The sequence below is a fragment of the Amycolatopsis sp. NPDC043887 genome (assembly GCF_056435665.1).
The window spans coordinates 594,640-618,697 of record NZ_JBWKEB010000002.1 but is presented as its reverse complement, the minus strand read 5'-3'; the positions used below and the strand labels follow the sequence as shown (position 1 = coordinate 618,697).

Sequence of the window (24,058 nt, the reverse complement as noted above, 5' to 3'; positions counted from 1 at the left end):
GTACCTTGACCCCGTTCACGCCGCTTGACACGATTGCCGATCTGAAAAGGGCATATCGGACGGAGGCCCCTCGATGGGTTCGGCGATGTTTTCCATCCTCCTGCCGGTAGCGCTGGCACTCGTCATGTTCGGGCTGGGGCTGACCCTGACCGTCGGCGACTTCACGCGCGTGCTGAAGTACCCGAAGGCAGCCGTCATCGCGCTGGTGTGCCAGATGATCGTGCTGCCCGTGATCTGCGTCGGCCTCATCGTGGTGTTCGGCCTCGAAGGCGTGCTCGCGGTCGGCATGATGCTGCTCGTCGCCTCGCCCGGCGGGACCTCGGCGAACCTGTTCAGCCACCTCGCCGGCGGCGACGTCGCCCTCAACGTCACGCTCACGGCGATCAACTCGGTACTGGCCGTGTTCACCCTGCCGCTGGTGGTCGGCCTGTCGATGGCCGAATTCCTCGACGGCGGCGCCTCGGTCGGGCTCCAGCCCGCGAAGTTCGTGCAGGTGTTCGCGATCGTGCTGATCCCGGTCGTGATCGGGATGGCGGTGCGGCACCGGTTCACCGACTGGGCCGAGCGGATGCGCAAACCGGTCAAGATCGGCTCCGCCGTGGTGCTCGTCCTGGTGATCGCGGCGGCGATCGCGCAGGAATTCCGGACGCTGGTGGACAACATCTGGACGCTCGGTCCGGTGGCGCTGGCGCTTTCCGTGCTCAGCCTCGTGATCGGGTACTACGTGCCGCGGCTGTTCCGGGTGGACCGCGGGCAGTCGATCGCGTCCGCCATGGAGATCGGTGTCCACAACGCCACGCTCGCGATCGCGGTGGCGATTTCCGTGCTCGGTGACAAGGCGATGGCCGTACCCGCCGGGATCTACGGCGTGCTCATGTTCCTTCCCGCCGGGATCGCGGCGTTCCTGTTGTCCCGCAGCAGGGAGAGCACGCCGGTCTGAGCTAATTTGGGGGAGTGCCTCGTTCCCCCATCGGTGAATTCCTCGACGTGAACGGCGTCGCCGTCCACGTCCGGCAGGACGGTGCCGGGCCGCCGTTGGTGCTGCTGCACGGGTATTGCGGGTCGGTGCACTGGTTCGACAGGCTCACCCTCGGCCTGGCCGCGCGACATCGGGTGATCCGGGTGGATCTGCTGGGACATGGGTGCACCGGTGGTTCGTCGGGTTTCGACGCGGCGTCACAGGGGCTCATGGTGGCCGCCGTCCTCGATGCGCTGGGCGTCGAGGATGTCCTGGTCGCCGGGCACTCTTTCGGTGCGGACGTCGCCTTGGCGCTGGCCGCGATCTCCCCGCGAGTCGGTTCCCTGGTGCTGATCGGACAGGCGCCGGACTACAGCTACGCGTCCTTTCCACCGGGCAGTTCGGTGCTGCTGCCGATGGTCAGCGCGCTGGTGCGGCGGGTCGCCGATCGGCGATGGGTCCGGTTCGCTTCCCGGTTCCGCCGAGGCGGCTGGTTCGACGATCCCTTGCGGGACTTGGCCGATCACGCCGTCACCGCGCCGGCGATGGCCCGGGTGGTGCTCGTGGAACGTGCGCGACTACTCGCGTTTCGTCCTCTCGATGCGCAAGTGGCGGCCTTGGGGTTGCCGTGCCTGGTGATTCTCGGGCGACGGGACCGTTTTTACGACTGTGACAAGACTTTCGCGCGGTACTCGGCGGCAGGGGCCCGCGTGGAGGTCGTGGAGGACGCCGGGCACTCGCCGTTCTTGGAGCGGCCGGGCGAGGTCGCTCGGTTGCTTCGCGAGTTCAGTGGGTCGTGAGTGGCGTTTCGGGTTGTTGAGGGGTAAGGCAAATGTGGCGTGTTGCGAAAGCCACTTTCGCACCGTCAGTTCAAAGTGATCGACCCAGGTGGTGGTGAAGGCCTCCTTGCCTACTCTGAAGGTAGGGAAGGGGCCCTTCGCTACGCCGCCGACGTGGCTTTCGCGACACGATCGAAGGCGGCCATGAGCGGACCGCCCACCGCACCCGACACGTTTGCCTCACCCCTCAATAACCCTCTTTGCCACTCACGACCCCCTCGCCAAACCGCACGAATCGCTCAACTCGGGCACTGACACCTCGGAAAACGTCCCTTATGGACAGTCCGGAAGGTGTCTCGTCGACGAGTCCCGCTCCTGCCGCCGACTCCGGCACGCCACGTTTGCCTTACCTCTCTATAGAACCCGAGACGCCACTCACGACCAGCGCGCCCCACGACCGACTTGCCTCTTACGTGCTTGCTTCCCCGATCGCCTGATCCAGCACGGCCAGCCCTTCCGCCAGTTCGTCCTCGGTCGCGGTCAGCGGGGGAGCGATCCGGAAGACCCCGCCCATCCCCGGCAACTGCACGATGTTCATGTGCAGCCCCAGTTCGAGGCACCGCCGCGTGACGAGCGCGCCGAGTTCGTCGGAGCTGCGTTTCGTGGCTCGGTCCACGACGAGTTCCACGCCGACCAGCAGACCGCGCCCGCGGATGTCGCCGACGACGGGGTGACGGGCGGCGAGGTCGTCGAGACCGCGGCGGAGGAAGGCACCCAGTTCGGTGGCGCGTTCGTCGAGCCGGTCGCGGGTGAGGACGTCGAGCACGGTGTTCCCGACGGCCGCCACCAGCGGGTCCGCGACGTGCGTGGTGAAGAACAGGTAGCCGCGGTCGTGCGCCTCCTGCTCGATTTCCGCGCTGGTGATCACCGCCGCCAGCGGGAGTCCGGCGCCCAGCGTCTTGGAGAGCGTGAGGATGTCGGGGACGACGCCGTCGCGTTCGAACGCGTACCAGTTTCCCGTGCGGCACAAGCCGGTCTGTGCCTCGTCGAGGATCAGCAGCATCCCGCGTTCGCGGCACTTCTCTCGCAGAGCGGCGAAATACCCCACCGGTGGTTCGATGATCCCGCCCGAACTGAGGATCGGTTCGACGATGCACGCCGCGAGGCTGCCGGCGGACTGGGCGTCGATCATCTCGAACCCGAAGTCCAGCTGCCGCTTCCAGTCCAGTTCCCCTTCCGGGGTGAGGAAGTCCGGCCGATAGGCGTTCGGCGCGGGAATGGCGAAGTTACCGGGAGCGGTCGGCCCGTAGCCCTTGCGGCCCGCGCTGTAGGTCGCGTTCGCCGCCGCTTGCGTCATCCCGTGCCACGACCTGGCGAACGACACGATCTCGTGCTTCCCGGTCACGAGTTTCGCCATCCGGATCGCGGCCTCGTTCGACTCCGCGCCGGTGGTCAGCAGCAGCGCCTTTTCCAGCGGTGACGGCAACGTCTCGGCCAATCGTCGTGCGAGGTCGACGACGGGGCGGCTCAGCATCCCGCTGAACAGATGGTCGAGCGAGCCGATCTGCCGTCGTACGGTCTCGACGATCTCGGGATGCGAATGCCCGAGGATCGCGCTCATCTGCCCGGAAGTGAAGTCGAGGATCCGCCGCCCGGACTCGGTGAACAGGTAGCTCCCGGCGGCGTGGTCGATGATCTCGCGGGTGAAGTCGCCGGCCCCGGCGTAGCGCACGAGGTGCCGGTCGGCGTCGGCCCAGAAACGGTCGGCGGTGGACAGGTCGGTGATGGGAGCAGCCATGTCTCGACGGTAAGTCCCCGCCGAGCGACACGTCCATCTCGCGATTCCGGCTGTGCTGTGCGGCTGATCCGTACAACAATGGCGCCATGCTCAACCCCTGGAGGCTCAGCCTGCTGAGCAAGCTGGACACGCTCGGCACCGTCCGCGCGGTCGCGAAAGCGGCCAACCTGAGCGCGTCGAGCGTGTCCCAGCAGCTCGCGGTCCTCGAGGCCGAGACGCGCACGCAGCTGCTGGAGCGCACCGGTCGCCGCGTCCGGCTGACTCCGGCCGGGCGGATGCTGGCCCGCCGCGCGAGGGAGATCCTCGACCACATGGACACCGTCGAGGCCGAGCTGCGCGGTCTGGGTGAGGGACCGGCGGGGCTCGTCCGCCTCGGCGCCTTCCAGAGTTCGATCCACACCATCGCCGTCCCCGCGGTGAACCGGCTGGCGCGCTCGCATCCGCGCCTGCAGATCGAACTGCTCGAACTCGAACCGCACGTGAGCATGCCCGCGCTCCGCGTCGGTGACGCCGACGTCATCATCACCACCACGGACTTCGTCGAGCAGCCGCTGGGGCCCGACGTCGAACTCGTACCGCTCGCGACCGACCCGATCGTGCTCGTCGTCCCGCCCGGTCATCCGGCCGCGGGCCGCGGCCCCGCCGACCTCGCCGCCTACGCGAGCGAGCCCTGGGCGTTCGACGTCCCCCAGTCGTACATGGCGAACCTCGCCACCCGGCTCTGCCGCGAAGCCGGTTTCGAGCCGCGCGTGATCGCCCGGTTCAGCAACTACATGATGACCTTGCAGCACGTCGAGGCCGGGCTTTCGATCGCTCTCCTGCCCGGCCTCGCCGTCGACCGGCGCTACCGCGTCGCCACCCGTGAGCTCGCGACGCCGGTCGACCGCTCCATCACCGCGGCGATCAGGCGCGGGTCCGCGCCTCGCGCCGCCGTCGACCTGGTTCTCGAGGCGATCCGGAGTCATCCGGAACTGCCGCTGTGAACCCGTGCCGCCGCGCCACCAGCACCACGGCCAGCGTCGGCACGAGCAGCACCAGGACACTCCAGGGGAACGACCCCGCGCCGAAGCCGTCGAGGAGGACGCCACCGGCGATCCCGCCGCCCGCCATCGCCGCGTTCCACAGGGTGACCAGCATGGCCTGCGCGATATCCGCCGCGCCGCCCTTGTCGCCCGCCTGCGCGGCGGCGGTCTGCAGCAGCGTCGGGATGCCACCCCAGCCGAGCCCCCACAGTGTCACCGCGAGATAGACCAGTGCCGGGTTTTCACCCGGCAGAGCCAAAATCGTCGCTCCGAGCGCCACGAGAAGGGTGCCGCCGACGGTCAGCGGACGCAGCCGGCGGTCGATGAAGAGGCCGACGAACCAGATGCTGACCATCGACGCCAGCCCGAACACCAGCAGGATCCGATCGACCGAGCCGCCCATCGACACGTGTCCGAGGAAGGTGGCGATGTAGGTGTAGAGGATGTTGTGCGCCAGCACGAACGTCAGCGTCACGAACAGGACCGCGGCCACGCCGGGCACGGCGAGGGTCCGGCGCACCGGGAGCCTGCCGCCCTTGTCCTGCCCGGGGAAGTCGGGGACGGCCAGCGCGATCCAGCCGAGCAGGCCGAGCGCGAGCGCCGACATGAGCGAGAACGTCACTTGCCAGCCGAAGAGGCCGCCCAGGAAGGTGCCGGCGGGGATGCCGAGCGAGAGCGCGAGCGGGATGCCGGTCATCACGACGGCGATCGCCTTGCCCCGCACCGGTTCCGGCGCCAGCCGCCGGGCGTAGCCGGCCAGCAGGGCCCAGACCACGCCCGCCGCGATGCCGGCGACGAACCGCGCGCCGAGGGTCAGGGGATAGTTCGTGGACAGCGCCGTGACCGTGTTGGCGACGGCGAAACCGGCCACTCCGGTCAGGAGCAAGCGTTTGCGGCGCCAGCCCGCGGTCGCGGCGGACAGGGGGATCGCGGTCAGCGCGGTGCCGAGGGCGTACACCGTCACCAGTTGCCCGGTCGCCGCTTCGCCGACGCCGAGGCCGGCGCTCATCGCGGGCAGCACCCCCGCGGGCAGGGCTTCGGTGAGGACGGTGACGAACGCCGCCGTGGTCAGCGCGAGCAGCGCGCCGAGTGGGAGTTTCGCGGTCATGCTCCGTATGCTCGAACCATCACATAGATGTGAAGGTCAAGTCGGCCGGGGTGAGGTGGCGCACATGCGGATCGGGAAGCTGTCGGAGCGGACGGGCACGTCGCGCCGTCTGCTGCGGTACTACGAGGAGCAGGGACTCATCGTCTCGGAGCGGCTGCCCAACGGCTACCGCGACTACGCCGAGCCGTCGGTCGACCGGGTCATCCAGGTCCGCGGCCTGCTCGACGCCGGGCTGCCGACCCGGATCATCAAGCAGATCCTGCCGTGCCTGGACAAACCCCGGCAGATCTACTTCCCGGACGCGACCCCGGAGATGCTCGGAACCCTGGAAGCCGAGCGCGACCGGATGACCCGGCGTGCCGAATGCCTGCTCCGCAACCGGGACGCCATCACCGAGTACCTCGACGCCGTCCGCGCCTACGACCCGGCGTCCTGAGCCGAAGGGACTTTCCTCGCACGGCCTTGACAGGGCGAGAAAGCGCTTTCAGGATGTGGACAGGAAAGCGCTTTCAAAGGAGAACGGATGACCACGCGGAAACTCGGCGTCGTGATGAACGGCGTCACCGGGCGGATGGGCTATCGGCAGCACCTGGTGCGCTCGGTCCTGGCGATCAGGGAGGCCGGCGGGGTCGAGCTGGCCGACGGTTCGCGGGTTCAGCTGGAGCCGGTCCTGGTGGGGCGCAACGCGGACAAGCTCGAAGAGATCGCCACCCGCCACGGCCTGACCCGCTGGACCACCGACCTCGACGCCGCGCTCGGAGACGACGACCTCCCGCTCTACTTCGACGCGCAGCTGACCGCGGTCCGCGAGAAGTCGATCGTCCGTGCCATCGACGCGGGCAAGCACATCTACACCGAGAAGCCGGTGGCCGAGTCGGTCGAAGGCGCGCTCGCCCTGGCGCGGCACGCCGAGGCGGCCGGGGTCAAGAACGGCGTCGTCCACGACAAGCTGTACCTGCCCGGCCTGCTCAAGCTGAAGCGCCTGATGGACAGCGGCTTCTTCGGCCAAGTGCTGTCCGTGCGCGGCGAGTTCGGCTACTGGGTCTTCGAGGGCGACTGGCAGTCGGCGCAGCGCCCCAGCTGGAACTACCGCGCCGAAGACGGCGGCGGCATCGTCGTCGACATGTTCTGCCACTGGAACTACGTACTGGAGAACCTCTTCGGGGCCGTCAACGCCGTGACCGCGAAGGCCGTCACGCACATCCCGGAGCGCGTCGACGAGAAGGGCGACCGCTACGCCGCCACGGCCGACGACTCCGCGTACGCGATCTTCGAGCTCGAAGGCGGGATCATCGCCCAGCTCAACTCGTCCTGGTGCGTGCGGGTCCACCGCGACGAACTGGTCGAGTTCCAGGTCGACGGCACCAACGGCAGCGCCGTCGCGGGCCTGCACAAATGCGTCATCCAGCCGAGGGAGGCGACGCCGAAGCCGGTGTGGAACCCGGACCTCGCCGAGACGCGGTCGTACCGTTCGCAGTGGCAGGAAGTGCCGGACAACGAGGACTTCGGCAACGGTTTCCGCGCACAGTGGGAGCAGTTCGTCCGCCACGTCGTGGAGGACGCGCCGCATCCCTACGACTTCATGGCGGGCGTGCGCGGCATCCGGCTCGCGGAAGCCGGCCTGGAGTCCTCGCGCGAGAACCGCCGGGTCTCCCTGGCCTAACGCCCGAAAACCGCTCCCGGGTCTTCCACGATCAGCACCGAGATCTCCCGGATCTTGCGGTTCGTGTGCTGTGACGCCTCGGTAAGCCAGCGGAAGGCTTCCTCGGCGTTCAGCTCCAGACGTGCCATCACGATCCCCTTCGCGGTGGCGATGGCGTCCCTGGTCTCCAGCGCGGTGACCAGGGTCTCCGCCTGTCGTTCGGCGGCGGCCCAGCGGGACGCGGTCAGGATGATCGCCGAGATGGCCGAGGTGAACATCGCGATCAGGGCCGCCTCGACCGGGTCGAAGGCGTTCTCCTGGAAGCTCCAGACATTGAGGGCACCGGCCAGCGGCTCGGTCTCGCGCCGCTTGACGTGGGATTCGCCGGGGACGAACAACGGGCAGGCCAGCGCGGTCCGCACGCCGAGCTGGTCGGCGGCGGCCGCGAAATCCGGCCAGCGCGCGGCCGCGTCGGCGTCCAGCAGGGTGCGGACGATCGACGCGCTCTCGGCGGCTTTCAGGCAGGGGCCTTCGTCCGCGCTGTACTGCGCCTTGTCCAGGGCCAGCAGGGACTCGTCGGTGGCGGCGACGGTGCTCGGCTCGTTGTCGGAGTACAGCGTCACCGTGGCCGCGTCCGCGCCCGGCAGCAGCCCGACCACCTTCTTCGCCACCCGTTCCAGCAACTCGTCGCGGGACTCGTCGAGCCGCATCGACTCGGTGAGCTCCCGCAACGCCGAAGCGGTGTCGCGAAACTGATCCATCATGGCCCTTTCCCTCGGACGGCGGATTTCGCCGACCACCAAGAACGTACTCGTTCCGGCTAGCCGGGCATTGGCCGATTCGGGCTAACCCGTGACCGGTGACCGGCCGGTTCGGTGCTCATCAGGCCCTCGCCGCGGGTGAGCCCGGGCAACCGCTGCTCGAACCGGGCGACCTCTCCCGTGGGCAGGAGACCCGTCAGCTCGGCCCGGTCGCCCCGCGCCACCGAGCCGGTGACGGTGCCGCCGCGTTCGACCAGCCGGGAGAGTGTCGCGGTCACCGAATCGGCGGGCAGTTCCACCTCGATCCGGCTGACCGGTTCGAGCACCTCGGTCCCCGCCTCCCGGAGCGCTTCTTCCAGCACGAACGGGGTGATCTTGCGGAAGTCGCCCGCCGCGCTGACCGGGCTGAAGTAGCCGGTGTGGGTGACGGTCACCACGCAGTCGATGACCTCCCGGCCGGACGGGCCACGCCGCAGCGTCGCGTCGACGGTCTCCTCGATGGCCTTGTGGAAGGCGAGCGGGAGGGAGCCGAGTTCGACGTCGAGGCCGAAGGTCAGCCCGGAGCCGGGCGCGCCGGGGCCGACTCGCAACCCGAGCGTCGCGAAGTACGGATTCCGTTTCTCCGTGATGAACCACACCGAATGCCCGGTGCCGATCGGCCGTTCGACACAGACCGGCCGGGTGAGGCTGAACGTGACGTCGAGGCCGTGCTGAGCGGCGATCGTCTCCGCGATGATCTCTCCTTCTGCACCTCGCCTTGGAGCCGCACCGAGATCCGGCGGGTCTCGTCGTCCTGCCGGACGGTGATCAGCGGATCCAGTTCCGCCAGTTCCCGCAAGGCCGCGAACACGGCGGGCGTTTGGGCGGGCAGGGCGGGGCTGACCACGGTTTCCAAGGCGGGCGGCGGAAACCGCGTGGTGGCGTCCTCGCCCTCGGGAACGCCGATGAGGTCGCCGATCCGGATTTCCTTGAGCCCGGTGACCTTGGCGATCTGACCGGCTCGCGCGCGGCCCTCGACGGTCTCGTCGCCGAGTTCGGAGACGTGCACCGAGCTCACCTTCCCTTCCGCCGTGACCGCCCCGCCCGGGCGGTGGAACCGGACGTGGTCCCGCGCGCCGATCTCGCCGGAGAACACGCGGACATAGGCGATCTTCTCGTGCGCGCGGCCGCGTTCGGTTTTGAACACCGTGGCGCGCAACCGGCTGTCCGGCACCGGTTTCGCCGCTCCGGCAAGGAATTCGCGGATACCGGAAGTCAGCTCGGCGATCCCCTCGCCGCTGCGCGCGGAGCCGAAGAATACGGGGGAGACGTGGCTGAGCCGGGTCTGTCGGACGACCTCGGCCCGGTGGTCCTCGGCCGTCACGGTGTCTTCGAGATACGCGGCGAGGAAGGCGTCGCTGTGCTCGGCCAGTCGTTCGGCCAGCCCGGGCGATGGTGAGATCGGCCGGACCTTCGCGCTCGCCGTGCCGATGCCGTCGACTTCGGACATCGGCACGCAGGCGACGCCGAGGCGTTCGGCGAGCTCGGCTGGAAGGCCGTCGTGGCGAGCGCCCGCCCTGTCGACCTTGTTGACGAAGAACAGCACGGGGATCCGCAGGCGGGCGAGCGCGCGTATGAGCACGCGGGTCTGTGCCTGCACCCCCTCGACGGCGGAAACGACCAGAACGACGCCGTCGAGCACCCGCAGCGCACGGTCGACCTCGGCGATGAAGTCCGGGTGGCCGGGCGTGTCGATCAGGTTGACGTGCAGGTCGCCGACGCGGAAGGCCACGACGGCCGAGCGGATCGTGATCCCGCGACGGCGTTCCAGCTCCATCGTGTCGGTGTGGGTGTTCCCGGCGTCGCCGCGTCCGAGGGTGCCGATGGCACCGGTGTGATGGAGCAGGCGCTCCGTCAGGCTCGTCTTACCGGCGTCGACGTGGGCGAGGATTCCCAGGTTCAGGTACTCCATGGATGAACGGCTCCAGGGCTGTCGAAAGGTCCGTACGGCTCGGGGACTCGACAGCTCGGCGCACGCCGTTCTCCTTCTTTCCGGGAAAGCGCCTGGTCGCGCCGGACGTTAGCAGCGTGTTTCCGGCCGGTCACGCGATTTAAGGCCGGGCGTTGACTTGTGGCGCTCAGTGGGCTGTAATTCTTGAACATTTCAGCGCAATAACATGACAAGAGTCAGGAAGAATCCGCTCAGTCCCCTCCCGGAACAGAGGAATGTCATGAGAACGAGGCGCCTTCTGACGTACGCCGCCCTGTCCCTTCTTCTGGCCCCACCCGCCGTAGCCGCGAGCGAAGCTCCAACGAACCTCGCGACTCCTGCCGCCGCCGAAGCCGCCGACGCGATGTACACCGCCAGCAGCCAGCTGGCCGGCTACGCCGTTTCGAACGTCGGGGATGGCAACCAAGCCACCTACTGGGAAAGCACGAACAACCAGTTCCCGCAATGGATCCAGGCCGACCTCGGCGCGGCCACGAACATCGCCCGGCTCGTGCTCAAACTGCCATCGGGCTGGGAAGCCCGCACGCAGACCTTCTCGGTGCAGGGCAGCGCGAACGGCACGAGCTTCAGCGATCTCGTGCCGTCGGCCGGGCACCGGTTCGACCCGGCGACCGGTAACACGGTCACCCTCGACGTCACCGGGAACACCCGGTTCGTACGGCTGAACATCACCGCCAACACCGGCTGGCCCGCGGCGCAGCTCTCGGAGTTCGAGGTGCGCGCTCCCGCGGGCGGGGACACGCAGCCACCGTCCGCGCCGGGGAACCTCGCCTACACCGAGCCGTCGAGCGGCAAGATCCGGCTCACGTGGTCGGCGTCGACCGACAACACCGGAGTCACGGGTTACGACGTGTACGCGAACGGGCAGCCACGCGGCGGCGTCGCCGGGGACGTCCTGACCTACACCGACGACCAGCCGGAGAGCGCGACGGTCGCCTATTCCGTGCGGGCCCGCGACGCGGCGGGCAACCAGTCGCCGAGCAGCGGCACGGTGACGAGGACCGGTACGCGGGCAGGGGCGAATCTCGCGCTGGGCAAGCCGATCACGGCGTCTTCGGTGCAGCACGGTTATGTCGCGGCCAACGCCAACGACGACTCCGTGACCACCTATTGGGAGGGCGCGGCATACCCGAACCTGCTCACCGTCGCGCTCGGGTCCAACGCCGACCTCGACCGGATCGTCGTCAAGCTCAACCCCGATCCCGTGTGGGCACAGCGCACGCAGACGATCGCCGTCGAAGGGCGTGACCAGGGTGCGGCCGCGTTCACCACAGTGGTGCCCGCGCAGACGTACACCTTCACTCCCGCGAGCGGCAACACCGTGACGATCCCGGCCGGTGGCCGCGCCGCCGACGTCCGCCTGCGGATCACCGCCAACTCCGGTGCCCCCGGCGGTCAGGCCGCGGAGTTCCAGGTCTTCGGTGTTCCCGCGCCGAACCCCGATCTGACGGTCTCGGGGGTGTCCTGGTCGCCTCAGAACCCGGTGGAGACCGACGCGATCACCGTGTCGGCGACCGTCCGCAACGCCGGAACGTCGGCCTCGGGTGCGACGAACGTGAACCTCTACCTGGGCACGGCGAAGGCAGGTACGGCGCAGGTCGGCGCGCTCGCGGCCGGTGCGTCCGCGACGGTGTCGGCGGACATCGGCACCAGGGAGACGGGCAGCCATCAGCTCACCGCGAAGGTCGACGAGGCCAACTCCGTCGTCGAGCAGGACGAGAGCAACAACTCCTACACCGGCGCGACGGCGCTCGTCGTCGGTCCGGTGGCCGGCTCGGACCTCGTCGCGGCCACCGCCTGGTCGCCGAACAACCCGACGGCCGGTGACACCGTCACCTTCGCCGCCACGGTGCGCAACCAGGGCACGGTCGCTTCGGCGGGCGGCGCCCACGGCGTCACGGTGACGATCGCGGACCAGAACGGTGCCGTCGTCAAGACACTCACCGGCTCGTACACCGGCGCGATCCCGGCCGGGGCCACCGCGCCGCCGGTGAACGTCGGCACCTGGACGGCCGGGAACGGCCGGTACACGGTCAAGACCGTCGTCGCGAACGACGCCAACGAGCTGCCCGCCAAACAGGGCAACAACACCAGTACGCAAGCGCTGTTCGTCGGCCGCGGCGCGAACATGCCCTACGACATGTACGAGGCGGAGGACGGCGTGGTCGCCGGCGGCGCGTCCGTGATCGGCCCGAACCGGAAGATCGGCGATCTCGCGGGCGAGGCGTCGGGCCGCAAGGCCGTGACGCTGAATTCGACCGGCTCCTCGGTCGAGTTCACCACCCGCGCGGCCACGAACACCTTGGTGACCCGGTTCTCGATGCCGGACGCCGCGGGTGGCGGCGGGCAGAACTCGACGCTGAACGTCTACGTCGACGGCACGTTCCTGAAGGCCATCGACCTGACCTCGCGCCACGCGTGGCTTTACGGTCCCGAAGCCTCTCCGCAGAACTCTCCGGGAGCCGGGCCCGCTCGCCACATCTACGACGAGGCCAGCATGCTGCTCGGCGCCACAGTGCCCGCCGGGCACAAGATCAAGCTGCAGAAGGACGACGGCAACGGCTTGAACTACGCGATCGACTTCGTGAACTTCGAGCTGGCCACCGCGGCCGCGAATCCGGATCCGGCGCGCTACGCCGTCCCGGCCGGGTTCACGCAGCAGGACGTGCAGGCCGCCCTGGACAAGGTGCGCCAGGACCCGAACCTCACCGGTGTCTTCCTGCCGCCGGGGCAGTATCCGATGACGAGCAAGGTGACCGTGTACGGCAAGCCGATCAAGGTGCTCGGCGCCGGGCCGTGGTTCACGAGGTTCACCGCTCCGAGCGGGCAGGAGAACACCGACATCGGCTTCGACGCGCAGGCGAGCGCGAGCGGTTCGACGTTCGGCGGGTTCGCCGTGTTCGGGAACTACACCTCCCGGATCGACGGTCCCGGCAAGGTCTTCAACTTCACGAACGTCACGAACATGACCATCGACGACATCTGGGTGGAGCACCAGATGTGCCTGCTGTGGGCGACCAATGTGGACAACACGACGGTGAAGAACTCGCGGATCCGCGACATGTTCGCCGACGGGGTCAACTTCACCAACGGCAGCACTGGAAACCGGGTCACGAACAACGAGGCCCGCTCCACCGGTGACGACAGTTTCGCGCTGTTCGCCGCCACGGACCTCAACGCGGGCAACCAGTACGACAACGTGTTCGAGAACCTGACCGTGCTGCTTCCGTGGCGCGCGGCGGGGCTGGCGGTGTACGGCGGATACAGCAACACGTTCCGCAACCTCTACATCGCGGACACGCTGACGTACTCGGGGATCACGATCAGCTCGCTCGACTTCGGCTACCCGTTCCTGGGGTTCGGCCCGCGGCCGACGACCGTCCAGAATGTGTCACTGGTCCGCACCGGTGGCCATTTCTGGGGGCAGCAGACGTTCCCCGCGATCTGGATGTTCTCCGCCTCCAAGGAGTTCCGCGGTATCCGGGTGTCCGATGTGGACATCCAGAGCCCGACCTACAGCGGCATCATGTTCCAGACCAAGTACACCGGAAGCCGTCCGGAGAACCCGGTCGAGGACACGGTGCTGACGAACGTGTCGATCACCGGCGCGCACCGCAGCGGTGACGAGTTCGACGCGAAGTCGGGGATCGGGATCTGGGTCAACGAGCTGCCGGAACCGGGACAGGGCCCGGCCGTCGGCTCGGCGACGTTCACCGGGCTCACCCTGAGCGACAACGCCGAGGACATCCGGAACACGACGAGCACGTTCACGATCGACCGCGACTGAGTGCTCCGCCTCGTGAGTGGCGTTTCGGGTTAGAGCCAACGGTGTCTTGCGTACCTACCGGAGGTGACTGCCGGTCGATCGCGGGTCCGTGAAGGCCTCCTTCCCTACGCTCAAGGTAGGGAAGGAGGCCTTCACGGACACCAGAACGCCGGCAACGGCACGTTCAGGCTGGTCCAGGTCCCTCGTGAGTGGCGTTTCGGGTTAGAACCCGAAACGCCACTCACGACCACCTTGCGCCGACCATGCCACATTCGCCTTACCCCTCAACAGCCGTCCTTGCCACGCACGAGGCTGGACTGAAGAGCGGAATCCGTGCTTCACTCCTTGGCATGCCGTACCGCCGGACCCCGAAGACACAGGCCAGGCTGGACTCGCAGCGAGGCGAGATACTCGCCGCGGCCATCGCGCTGCTGGCCGAGACCGGTTACGCGGGCTGCTCCATGGCCGCGGTCGCCGCGCGGGCGGGCGTGGGCACAGGCAGCGTGTACCGGCAGTTCCCGTCCAAGGCCGACCTCGTCGTCGAAGTCTTCCGCGAGGTGGTCTCCCGGGAGGTCGACGCCGTCGAGGCCGCCGCGTCCCAGGGTGACGTCCGCGAGCGCGTGGTCGCCGTCATCGAGACCTTCGCCGGACGGGCGTTGAAGGCGCCGAGGCTGGCGTACGCGCTGCTAGCCGAGCCGGTCGACGCCGTGGTGGAGGCCGAGCGCCTGGTGTTCCGCCGCGCGTTCCGCGAGGTCATCGCCACGAACATCGCCGACGGCGTGGCGAGGGGACTGCTGCCACCGCAGGACGCGGAAGCGACAGCCGCGGCGCTGGTCGGCGCGGGCGCGGAAATGCTGGTCGGCCCCTTGGCCGGGGAAAGCGGACCGGACACGATCCCGCAGCTGGTCACGTTCACCCTGCGTGCGCTGGGAGGTTCCGATGGCGTTTGAGACGCTCACGTACCGCGTCGAAGACCGGAAGGCCTACCTGACGTTGAACCGCCCCGAGCGGCTCAACGCGATCAACGACGTCATGCCGTGCGAGATCCGCCAAGCCGTGGAGCTGGCGAACGAGGACGACGGGGTCCGGGTGATCGTGGTGCGCGGCGGGGGCCGGTCGTTCTGCGCCGGATACGACCTCAAGCAGTTCGCCGAGGACGACGCCGAAGGCCGCTGGAACCAGGGCCCGGTCTGGGATCCGGTCAAGGACTACCGGGTGATGAAGCGCAACACCGACGATTTCTTCAGCCTGTGGCGATCGCTGAAACCCACCGTCTGCCAGGTGCAGGGCCACGCGATCGCCGGCGGCAGCGACATCGCGTTGTCGTGCGACGTGCTGATCATGGCGACCGACGCGCGCATCGGCTATCCGCCCGCACGGGTGTGGGGCTGCCCGACGACCGCGATGTGGGTCTACCGCGTCGGCGCTCAGCGGGCGAAGCGGATGCTGCTCACCGGCGACACCATCGACGGCGCCACCGCGGCCGAATGGGGACTCGCGCTCGAGGCGGTGGAACCCGGACGGCTCGAAGCGGCCGTCGAGGAACTGGCCGACCGGATGGCGGGCGTGCCGACGAACCAGCTGGTGATGCAGAAACTGATGATCAACCAGGCCTACGACAACATGGGCCTTTCCGGCACCCAGACGCTCGCGACGCTTTTCGACGGCATCACCCGGCACAGCCCCGAAGGCCGCTGGTTCCGGGAGTTCGCCGAACGCGATGGTTTCCACGAGGCGGTGGCCTACCGCGATTCCGGGCAGGTCATCCCGGACGGCGGCGGACCGCTGCCCGAGCACAAGGATCCGAGGAGGTCGTCATGACCGCGAACACCGAAAGCGAACGCGTCGCCGAGCGCCTGCAGCGCTCCTCCGCGCGGCTCTCCTACGACCCGGACGTCGACGTCGACTGGCTCGCGCCGCTCGTCGACGGGGCGTACGGCAAGGCACCGGAGCGATGTTCCCTGTACGGCACGGAGTTGTGGGAACGTCTCGACGAAGACCAGCGCGCCGAGCTGAGCCGTCAGGAGGCCGCGGCCGCGGCGGCGTCGGGTATCTGGTTCGAGCTGATCCTCATGCAAGGCCTCGTGCGCCACGTCTACAACAGCGACCCGACGACGCACAACGCCCAGTACGCGCTTACCGAGATCGCCGACGAATGCCGTCACAGCACCATGTTCGCCCGCTCGATCGAGAAGAGCGGCGGTGTCGTCCGGCGCCCGAGCCGCTCGGCGCACCGCGCGGGCAAGGTGTTCGGCGCGATCTGCGGCCCGGCGCTGCTGTTCGCCGGCGCCATCTACGTCGAGGAACTCGCCGACGGCATGCAACGCGAGATGATGCGCGACGACAACCTGCAGCCGATGATCCGGATGATCTCGCGTATCCACGTCATCGAAGAGGCACGGCACATCAGCTTCGCCAAGGACGAACTGAGCCGGGCCTGGGCGCGTCACGGCCGCGTCGGCCGCGAACTGATCCGCTGGGCGATCGCCGGGATGGCCTACGTCGCGACGTCGGAGTTGTTGCACCCCAAGGCATACACCTCCGTCGGCCTCGACCCCCGCGAAGCCCGCCAGGCCGCCGCCGCGAACCCGCACTGGCGCCGGACCAAGGCGGCGTGGGCAGCCAAGGCCGTCGAACACTTCACCGAGATCGGCCTCATCGGCGGCCCCAGCCGTCGTCTCTGGCGCCGCGCCGGCGTCATCGACTGAACAAGGAAGGCACTCCATGTCCAAGCTCCTCGGCCTCGGCATCGCCGCGACCGGCCTCGCCCACTTCGCCGCCCCGGCGGCCTTCGAACCTGTGACGAAGATGGCCTTCGCCGACGACGTCCGCAACTGGACCTACCGCAACGGCGCCACCGAACTCGCCATCGGCCTGGCGATCGCGGCCCGCCCCACGCGGAAGGCCGGGTTCGCGGGTCTGGCCGTCTACGCGGGCTGGCTGGGCAAGCGCGTCCTCACCCGGCGCTAGTCAGGCGTCGAGGCACCACGCGGGCTTCGCCGACGAAGTCCGCGTGGTGCCTGGCGACGAAACATCCCTCTGCACAAAGAAAAGACGAATACATCGTCCACGGTGGACTATCAGGCCGGGCTCCTCGCGCCGTCGCCGGTGGCTCGCGCGAGGAACACACTCCGGGTGCGACGCGATCATCCGCCGATGAGTCCTGATCACGGAGCGCGGCGACGAGTGGACGCTCAGTGACTTTGCTCCAAGCAGGTGAACTCTTCACCGGATAGTTGCCTGTTCGCGGAGCCGGTCAATACGGTCAAGATCGCGGACGGACCTCGGGGGTCGGCGTTCCGTGTCGTACGCTTTCCGCGGAGACTGTCGCGGCGGGCGTTCCTTTTATTTTCCGATCACGCAAAGCGCGCATTCTGTCGTAATGCCTGCGCCGAAGATCGGTACAACGACTCTGTTGCGGGTGCCAATCCCGCGTGCTAGCTTGAATCGAGACGTACTGGGGAAGCAAGCCGGGGAATTCACCGGCCGGAAAACAAAGAATTACTGGGGAAGCAAGCGCGGGCGCCGTCGGGCGCTCGTGTGCAGTGCTCGCCGATACTGGGGAAGGCGCGCAACAATGACGAACTGGGGATCTTTCATGCCCATGCATGCCTTGTCCGAAGGTGTGTCCGGGTAAGCGCGGCTATCGCCGACATATTCGCGTTTCACACTGTCTCGTGTGCGCACGTTCCGAGCTCTATTCGGCGTGCCCTGAAAACTTGGGGTCCGACCGTCGGTACCTCATGTGAAAAGGAGGAAAGAATGCCCAAGGTGACTATCAGTGCCAAGCTCGGCGACGGAATGCTCCAGCACCTCTACGCGGAGCCGACCGTGGTCGAGGAGGCCTGTGGCATGCCGGGTGACGGTTGTGCCTGGGACTCGCAGTGCTGCCCCGGCCACCTGTGCAACTGGTTCCACTGCCAGCAGATCTGAGCCGGTCGAGCCTGACGTGAGTTGACGGGGGGCGCGGGTCTCGGGTCCGCGCCCCCTCTCCCGGACGTACCGTGACGGAAAGATGAAGGCAGTGAGAGTAAAAGAAGCAGGGCGGCGGGCAGGAGAATTCGTCGAATCCGTCCGTGATCCGGCGGGTGGGTATCGGATCGAGCGCTGGCCCGCTCTCGAGGGACGCCGCGCCGGACGTTTCGACCTCACCCGGGCCGTCGCCCGATTGCGCACTTATCAGCGGAAGAGATTCGGCTTTCTCGACCCCGTCGACGACGCCCTGTTCCTCACCGCCGGACTGCGTGCCATGGGTGCGCCCGCGTCGTTCAATCTCGGTCGCGAGATAGTCCCCGCGAGGGCTCCTGCCAGTTTCTTCGCGTGGGTTTCCTGCGAAGAGACCGTGGTCAGCACCTCCGTCCCGGTTCGCGAAGAGTATGTCGTCGTTTTCCAGTCGAACGGGGGTGAGTAGGCCGTGCTGAGGCAAATAGAGCTGGACGACGGGAAAATCGTCTGCCGTGGCGGGGAAATCGATCCGCGGGCCGGCCTGACCGTGCGTTCCACCGCCTCCGAATTCGAGATCGGCCGACCGGAACCGACGTCGCGGGAGATCTTCTACCGGATCGGCGCCGGCCGCATCGAATTCAGCGAAGACGTCGAGGCGTTCCGAGCACGTTCCGACGCCGCTCTCGACCACGGACGGCTCCTCGCCCTCGTCGAGGGCTTGCCCGAACCTCCCGACGGCAGCCCGATGGCGGGCGTGTACCGCCTCACGGTCGGTTCGTACCTGACCCTGGGCGTCGACGGCGTTTCCGTCAGGCAGCGAAAATCCGAGGTCGTGCCCTCCCGTAAGCCGCTGCACAAAGCCGTCACCGGATACCTCGAGGGACTCGGCGGGGATTACGGGATCGCCTTCAGCGGCGGCCTGTCCTCGACGTTCCTCGCGACCTGCGCGCGTGCCGCCGGCCACACGCCCGTGCTCTTCCACGCCGGCGGCGCTCCCCGGCCGCCGTTCCCGGCGCCCGCCGGGCAGCGGATCGAGCACGTCCCCTGTGATCTGGCCGAGGTACTCGATCAGGACACGATCACCGGGGAGGAAGTGGCTCCGCCCACCCCGGAACTGGCGATGCGCCGCCATCTGGTCGATCGCCTCACGGGTTTCGCGCAGCGTCCGCTCGTGCTGGGGTCGCTGCTGGAAAGCCTGGTCACGACGACACTTTCCGAGGTCGAGGTCGGTCGCGGTGGACGGCATCTGCTGGCCTGCGAACCCTTCCACACCACCGGTGTGCTCCCCGACGTCGCCGCCGCGCTCGCCGCGCTCAAGACCCGGGGCGCCAACGCCGCGGCCGCCCGTGCGGCCGAGGAGCAACCGGGCCTCACCGCTCCCGCCACCGGTCACGGCGGGCACGGTCTGCCGGGGCTCACCGAAGAAGGACGGGAAGCGCTCAAGTCCGCGCAGCTGGCGACGGGCGCACTCTGGCGGGCCTACCTGGACCACCTTCCCGCGCCGGTCGGACGGGCACAGGCACGGCTGTGGGAGAACGGGGCGCTGGCCGTGGCGGGAGACCGGACGATCGTCCCCGGTCTCGACGCGGGGGTACTGGCGTCGGTCGCGGGTTACGACTCGCGGCGCCTCGGCCATATCCGCGACGGTCTCTTCGTCAACCAGGTCCCGATGCGCGAGGCGCTCGCGAAAGGCACCGGGCCCGTGCGCGAGGCGTCTTCGGCGTTCGCCCTGCGTGCCGCCGCGGCCCGGCACCTGCATCGCGAGCGCAAGAAGGTCGCCATCGAACTCTCGAACGGCAGCGTGCTCGCCGACCTGGGACTGCTCGACATCCGGCCGGTGCTCCGGATCCTCGACGACGCCGTGCTGACCGCGGACCGCGCGCCGATGCTGTTGCGCCTGACCTGGCTGGAGAGGTGGCTGAGGAAGCGATGACCTACGAACTCGCCGAAGGGGTCGTGTTCACCCGGCTCCCGTTCGGGGGTGGTGTGCTGGTCGAAGGCGCCACCCTGGCACTCGCCGAATGCACCGAATCCCAGGCCGTGGTGGTCCAGGACCTGCTGGGCTCGCCGGAGACGAAGCCGGAGGACGGCTTCGCCCGTGACCTGCTCGCATCGGGCTGGCTGGTCGAACGAAAGGACGTCCGTTGATCTCCGCACTGGGCCAGGCCGTGTTCGGCCTGCTGGCCGCGCCCCTGGTGGTCGCCGGTCTCTCCAAACTGTTCGTGCCCGCCGCCGAACTGTCGTGGCCGTACGGTTCCCGTCTCCTCGCCGCCCCGCACGGACCCCGGCTCGTCGGCGCGGGAGAGATCGGCGCCGCGGCCTTGATCATCGCGCTGCCCGGCGGTTTCGCCGCCTTGGTGGGGCTGGTCTCCTACACCGTGCTCGCCGTGGTGGCCTATCAGTTGCGCGGGCAGAAGTGCGCCTGCTTCGGGGCCGCGCGCCTCGCCTCCGTCGGCAGCGCGCATATCGGCGCGAACCTGGCGGGCGCGGTCGTCTCGGCCGCCGCTTTGCCCTTCCTCGCCGAACCTTCGCCGCTGCCGCGGCTCGCAGCCTGCGTCGCCGGTTCGGCGGTGCTCGTCGTCGTGCTGCGTCACTGGGACCGGCGGGCGGCCGAGGGTGACGGCGCCCCACCGTGCCTGGAACCCGTTTTCGGGGTGCGTCTCTACGTTTCCGGCTCGTGCCCGGCGTGCCGGTCGCTGCACACCCTGATCGACCGGATGGAGCCGGCGCGCCGGGACTCGATCACCACCGTGGTGCTCAACCCCGGCGACGAACGCCCGGCGGGTTTCGAAGGTCTCGGTGTGCCGTCCGCGACCGGCCTCGACGCCGCCGGGGAGCCGGTGTGTTCGGCCGTCGCGGGGATCGGCGACGTCAAGGCGCTCATCGACCGCATCGTGGTGCGCCTCCCCGGAGGGACCCATGCCGGTTAGCCACTCGCTCGGCCATCCGCACGGCGACGGCTCGCTCTCGGTGCGGACGACGCTGCCCGAGTGGCCGAGCCTGGCGGACCACCGGGGCGACCTCGGCGAATGGTGCGGTCTCGAACTCGACCCGCACCTCGTGGGGCTCGCGGTGGATCGCGCCGAACCCCTCTCCGTCGTGGTGCGGTATCCCGACGGTGACGAGTGGCGTCCGCCGGTGTCCCGGGCGACCGGCTTCGGGTACGCCTGGCATCCGCGTCTCCCCCTGCTCGCCGGCTTGGCGCACGGTCTCGGCGGGATCCACCCGTGGATCGCGGATTGCGCCGCGCGCACGGTGACCGAGCTGGACGGGATCAGGGTCGCCGCGTCCCTCACGACGTTCGGTAACGCCGCCGGCGCGCCCCTGTGCTGGCTCGACCGCGATCGCCTGCTGGTGCTCTGCCCCGAGAACAGCGAAAAGGCCGGGGCGGAGACCCCGGCCGATCCGCTCGTCTACGAGGCCGCCGGTCCCGGCTACGTGTCCTTCGAGCCCGGTATCGAAGCCTTGCTGGCAGCGGTGGGGGCGCGGGCGATCGAACTCGACCTGAACCGCGGCACCGGGCGTCCGTTGCTCCCCGAGGCACTTCTGGTGCGGCACCTCGAGCGGGGGACCGACGGCTCCGTGCTCGTCCACCACGTCTCCGGTCTGCGGCCGAGCGCCCGTGCGGGCACCGGGGCCCGGCGGCTGGCCTGGGCGGTCGGCAGGCTGACCGAAGCGGGCTTGGAGCCGCTGGCGCCCAGCGCCGGGCCGATGCCTCGCCCGGTCCGTCCTTCGTGGACTCCCCGGGCCGGGTCCGCGGAACGGGTCGTCACGATTCCGACGGGGTTCCACGACGCGGCGCTGACCGTGTCACCGCCGGGCGAGGTCGACGCGACGGTGCTTTGGCTGCGAGCGACGTCCGGCCCGCTGCGGGCCGAGCCACCCGCGCCGAACGGGTTCGTGGGGGCGGACTGCCGTCAAGCCGTCCTCGATCTGCCCTTGCATTGGCCCGGTGACGTCACCCTCGAACAAGTACACCGGCAACTCGAGCGCACCATCGGGGAGAGTCTCGAACACCTCGGTGACAGGGTCGTCGTCGCCGGGCACAGCTTCGGGGCCACGCTCGCCCTCTACGCGCTGGCGCACTTCCCCGCCCTCGCGGCGGGTATCGCGCAGAGCGGTTGCTACAACAGGACACGCGTTTGCGGCGGTTTCCAGTACGAGAAACGGCCCTATTGGGCGATTCCCGAGATCTACCACGCCTTCAGCGCGCTCTTGTTCGCCGACCGGATCCGGCGGCCGGTCCTGATCGCGCACGGTCTCGACGACGCCAACCCCGCGACGCATCCCGACCAGGCCGTCGAGTTCTACCAGGGACTCGTCGCCGCCGGAGGAGAAGCCCGACTCGCCTTGTTCCCCTGCGAGGGCCACACTTTCCGCTACCGCGAAACCCACGATCGGCTGCGCCGGATCCAGACCGAATGGCTGGCGAACGTGCTCGAACGAACCCCGGCCGGGCGATGACCGCCGCGAAGGGGCTCTCGACCAGAAGCCTCGCCGGCACGGCGGTCTTCGCGCTGCGCCTGATCTGGGCGGCCGACCGGAGACGCTTCACCGCGATCCTGGTCCACCAGCTGTTCTCCGCCGCCACCCTCAGCCTCGTGATGCTGTTCACGAAGGAACTGCTGGGCGGCCTCGGCGGAGACGGCCGCGCCGACCTCTGGTCGAAACTGATCCCGCTGCTGATGGCCGCCATGGTGCTGATGTCGATCAACGGTGCCTTCCGTGGCCTCGCCCAGTCGTGGCAGCGCGTTCTCGCGGTCAAGACGGATCGGCACATCCTTTCCCTGGTGCTGCGGTCGACGATGAAGACGGATCTGCTGACCTTCGAGGACCCGGCCTTCTACGACCGTCTCCAACGCGCGGTCTTCGCGTCTCGCGTGCAACCGATCACGCTGGTCTCGTCCGCTGTCGCGATCATCCAGACGTCGTTCAGCCTGATCGCGGTCGGAGCCACCTTCGTGGCCATGACCTGGATCCTGCTCCCGCTGTGCCTGCTCGCGCCGATCCCGTTGATCCGTGCCGCCAAACAGGAACGCGACGCGCGCTACGGGCTCAACGAGACACTCGCCGAAAACCGCCGTGTCCGTGACTACCTCGAACGCCTGCTGACCGGCCGTGACGAGGCGAAGGAGATCCGCGCGTTCGGTATCGGCCAGACGTTGTTCGACCGCTGGGATTCCTGCTACGAAAAGGAAATCGCGGACACGACGGTGGTGCAGCGACGGCATGCCAAGCGCAAGATCGCCGCCAGGCTGGCCGGGGATCTGATCACCGTGGCGATCATCGGCGGCGTCTGGCTCTACGTCGGTTCTGGAGGGATCGACGTCCCCACCGCGATCGCCGCCCTGCTGGGGCTCTTCCTGCTCAACACGCGGGTGCAGTCGATCACCTTCCTGTTCTCCGCGCTGGGCGACGTTCTCCTCTACCTGGCGGATCTCCGGCTCTTCGCGGCCGCGCGACCGGCGGAGGCGGCCGAAATACCTCGGCGGGCGTCGGCGGGATCGCTCACCGCCCGCGGCGTCGGCTTCCGTTATCCCGGCGCGTCGGAGCCGACGCTGCGTGGGGTGGACATCGACCTGCCCGCCGGCGGGATAGTCGCCTTGGTGGGCACCAACGGATCGGGGAAGACGACCCTCGCGAAGGTGCTCGCGGGGCTGTACCCACCGAGCACGGGCACGGTGTCGATCGACGGGGAACCCGTTCGTGAGCCCGAGGTCCTTCGTGATCGTGCGGCGGTGTTGTTCCAGGACTTCGTCAAATACCGGCTGACGGTCACCGACAACATCGAGTTCGGCAGGCCGGGTGCGGAAGATCCGGCGCGGCGGCTGGCCGAAGCCGCGCGCAGCGCCGCCGTCGACACGATCGCCGAGCGTCTCGACCACGGATACGACACGGTGCTCGGCGCGGAATTCTCGGGCGGAACCGACCTTTCGCTCGGGCAATGGCAACGCCTGGCGCTGGCGCGGGCGTTCTACCGCGATTCGCCGTTCGTCATCCTCGACGAGCCGACGGCCTCCCTCGACGCCCAAGCGGAAGCGGAACTGTTCGACAAGCTGCGCGACCTGTTCGAGGGGCGCACGGTCCTCTTCGTCTCGCACCGGATGTCGAACGTGCGCGGGGCCGACCGGATCTACACCTTGGACCGCGGCCGGATCGTCGAATCGGGCGACCACGAAAGCCTGCTCGCCGCGGACGGGATCTACGCGAAGCTGTTCCGCTTGCAGGCGGCCGGATACGAGGAACGCGTGACTACGCAGAGTGAGACCTTCTGAGTGTAGGGTGATCT

The 24,058-nt window shown here is 68.8% G+C and carries 20 protein-coding genes and 1 pseudogene; 17 read left to right on the top strand and 4 right to left on the bottom strand.

Annotated elements, in window-relative coordinates:
- The first annotated feature begins 85 nt into the window (after positions 1–85).
- Together AC069H_RS08085 and AC069H_RS08080 are read left to right on the top strand one after the other, a co-directional pair.
- Positions 86–940, top strand: coding sequence for a bile acid:sodium symporter family protein (locus AC069H_RS08085; protein ID WP_478231764.1), 855 nt, complete (start codon positions 86–88; stop codon positions 938–940).
- Between the two features lie 14 nt (positions 941–954).
- Complete coding sequence (locus tag AC069H_RS08080) at positions 955–1,758, top strand: alpha/beta fold hydrolase (protein ID WP_478231763.1); 804 nt, start codon at positions 955–957, stop codon at positions 1,756–1,758.
- A 448-nt stretch (positions 1,759–2,206) separates the two neighbouring features.
- On the opposite strand, the gene AC069H_RS08075 is transcribed toward AC069H_RS08080, so the two are convergent.
- Complete coding sequence (locus tag AC069H_RS08075; protein ID WP_478231762.1) at positions 2,207–3,535, bottom strand: aspartate aminotransferase family protein; 1,329 nt, start codon at positions 3,533–3,535, stop codon at positions 2,207–2,209.
- Between the two features lie 86 nt (positions 3,536–3,621).
- Between AC069H_RS08075 and AC069H_RS08070 the strand changes: the two genes are divergently transcribed.
- The gene (locus AC069H_RS08070) at positions 3,622–4,518 is read left to right on the top strand and encodes a LysR family transcriptional regulator (protein WP_478231761.1); all 897 of its coding nucleotides are present in this window, start codon (positions 3,622–3,624) and stop codon (positions 4,516–4,518) included.
- Here AC069H_RS08070 and AC069H_RS08065 read toward each other — a convergent pair.
- The gene (locus AC069H_RS08065) at positions 4,439–5,665 is read right to left on the bottom strand and encodes an MFS transporter (RefSeq protein WP_478231760.1); all 1,227 of its coding nucleotides are present in this window, start codon (positions 5,663–5,665) and stop codon (positions 4,439–4,441) included. The genes AC069H_RS08070 and AC069H_RS08065 overlap by 80 nt on opposite strands.
- Positions 5,666–5,729: 64 nt before the next feature.
- On the opposite strand from AC069H_RS08065, the gene AC069H_RS08060 reads away from it, so the two are divergent.
- Together AC069H_RS08060 and AC069H_RS08055 are read left to right on the top strand one after the other, a co-directional pair.
- A complete protein-coding gene (locus AC069H_RS08060; RefSeq protein ID WP_478228678.1) occupies positions 5,730–6,101 on the top strand; it encodes a MerR family transcriptional regulator in 372 nt (123 codons plus the stop codon).
- A gap of 87 nt (positions 6,102–6,188) precedes the next feature.
- Positions 6,189–7,328 carry a Gfo/Idh/MocA family protein gene (locus tag AC069H_RS08055; protein ID WP_478231759.1) on the top strand — a complete coding sequence of 380 codons (1,140 nt, stop codon included), beginning with the start codon at positions 6,189–6,191 and terminating at the stop codon, positions 7,326–7,328.
- On the opposite strand, the gene AC069H_RS08050 is transcribed toward AC069H_RS08055, so the two are convergent.
- Both AC069H_RS08050 and AC069H_RS08045 read right to left on the bottom strand, forming a co-directional pair.
- Positions 7,325–8,068 (bottom strand): ANTAR domain-containing protein, encoded by a 744-nt coding sequence (locus AC069H_RS08050; protein ID WP_478231945.1) that lies wholly within the window; start codon positions 8,066–8,068, stop codon positions 7,325–7,327. The genes AC069H_RS08055 and AC069H_RS08050 overlap by 4 nt on opposite strands.
- A gap of 59 nt (positions 8,069–8,127) precedes the next feature.
- Positions 8,128–10,019, bottom strand: a pseudogene (locus AC069H_RS08045) (GTP-binding protein).
- Between the two features lie 259 nt (positions 10,020–10,278).
- On the opposite strand from AC069H_RS08045, the gene AC069H_RS08040 reads away from it, so the two are divergent.
- The 12 genes from AC069H_RS08040 (at position 10,279) to AC069H_RS07985 (ending at position 24,044) form a co-directional block, all read left to right on the top strand.
- Positions 10,279–13,845 (top strand): discoidin domain-containing protein, encoded by a 3,567-nt coding sequence (locus AC069H_RS08040; RefSeq protein ID WP_478231758.1) that lies wholly within the window; start codon positions 10,279–10,281, stop codon positions 13,843–13,845.
- A gap of 329 nt (positions 13,846–14,174) precedes the next feature.
- A complete protein-coding gene (locus tag AC069H_RS08035) occupies positions 14,175–14,774 on the top strand; it encodes a TetR/AcrR family transcriptional regulator (RefSeq protein ID WP_478231757.1) in 600 nt (199 codons plus the stop codon).
- The gene (locus tag AC069H_RS08030; protein WP_478231756.1) at positions 14,764–15,645 is read left to right on the top strand and encodes a crotonase/enoyl-CoA hydratase family protein; all 882 of its coding nucleotides are present in this window, start codon (positions 14,764–14,766) and stop codon (positions 15,643–15,645) included. Before AC069H_RS08035 ends, AC069H_RS08030 begins: the two co-directional genes overlap by 11 nt.
- Positions 15,642–16,532 (top strand): AurF N-oxygenase family protein, encoded by an 891-nt coding sequence (locus AC069H_RS08025; RefSeq protein ID WP_478228575.1) that lies wholly within the window; start codon positions 15,642–15,644, stop codon positions 16,530–16,532. The genes AC069H_RS08030 and AC069H_RS08025 overlap by 4 nt, the downstream gene beginning before the upstream one ends.
- A gap of 16 nt (positions 16,533–16,548) precedes the next feature.
- Positions 16,549–16,794, top strand: coding sequence for a hypothetical protein (locus tag AC069H_RS08020; RefSeq protein WP_340683632.1), 246 nt, complete (start codon positions 16,549–16,551; stop codon positions 16,792–16,794).
- A gap of 792 nt (positions 16,795–17,586) precedes the next feature.
- Positions 17,587–17,757: a hypothetical protein gene (locus tag AC069H_RS08015; RefSeq protein ID WP_158509147.1), complete on the top strand. Its 171-nt coding sequence runs from the start codon at positions 17,587–17,589 to the stop codon at positions 17,755–17,757.
- Between the two features lie 91 nt (positions 17,758–17,848).
- Complete coding sequence (locus tag AC069H_RS08010) at positions 17,849–18,235, top strand: hypothetical protein (RefSeq protein ID WP_478231755.1); 387 nt, start codon at positions 17,849–17,851, stop codon at positions 18,233–18,235.
- A gap of 3 nt (positions 18,236–18,238) precedes the next feature.
- Positions 18,239–19,702: a hypothetical protein gene (locus AC069H_RS08005; protein ID WP_478231754.1), complete on the top strand. Its 1,464-nt coding sequence runs from the start codon at positions 18,239–18,241 to the stop codon at positions 19,700–19,702.
- Positions 19,699–19,917: an actinodefensin-associated protein B gene (adfB, locus tag AC069H_RS08000; protein ID WP_478228572.1), complete on the top strand. Its 219-nt coding sequence runs from the start codon at positions 19,699–19,701 to the stop codon at positions 19,915–19,917. The genes AC069H_RS08005 and adfB overlap by 4 nt, the downstream gene beginning before the upstream one ends.
- On the top strand, positions 19,914–20,699 hold the full coding sequence (locus AC069H_RS07995) for a hypothetical protein (RefSeq protein ID WP_478228571.1): 786 nt from the start codon (positions 19,914–19,916) through the stop codon (positions 20,697–20,699). The genes adfB and AC069H_RS07995 overlap by 4 nt, the downstream gene beginning before the upstream one ends.
- Positions 20,689–22,233, top strand: a complete 1,545-nt coding sequence (locus AC069H_RS07990; protein ID WP_478231753.1) for an alpha/beta hydrolase family protein — start codon at positions 20,689–20,691, stop codon at positions 22,231–22,233. The genes AC069H_RS07995 and AC069H_RS07990 overlap by 11 nt, the downstream gene beginning before the upstream one ends.
- A complete protein-coding gene (locus AC069H_RS07985) occupies positions 22,230–24,044 on the top strand; it encodes an ABC transporter ATP-binding protein (RefSeq protein WP_478231752.1) in 1,815 nt (604 codons plus the stop codon). Before AC069H_RS07990 ends, AC069H_RS07985 begins: the two co-directional genes overlap by 4 nt.
- Positions 24,045–24,058 lie beyond the last annotated feature (14 nt).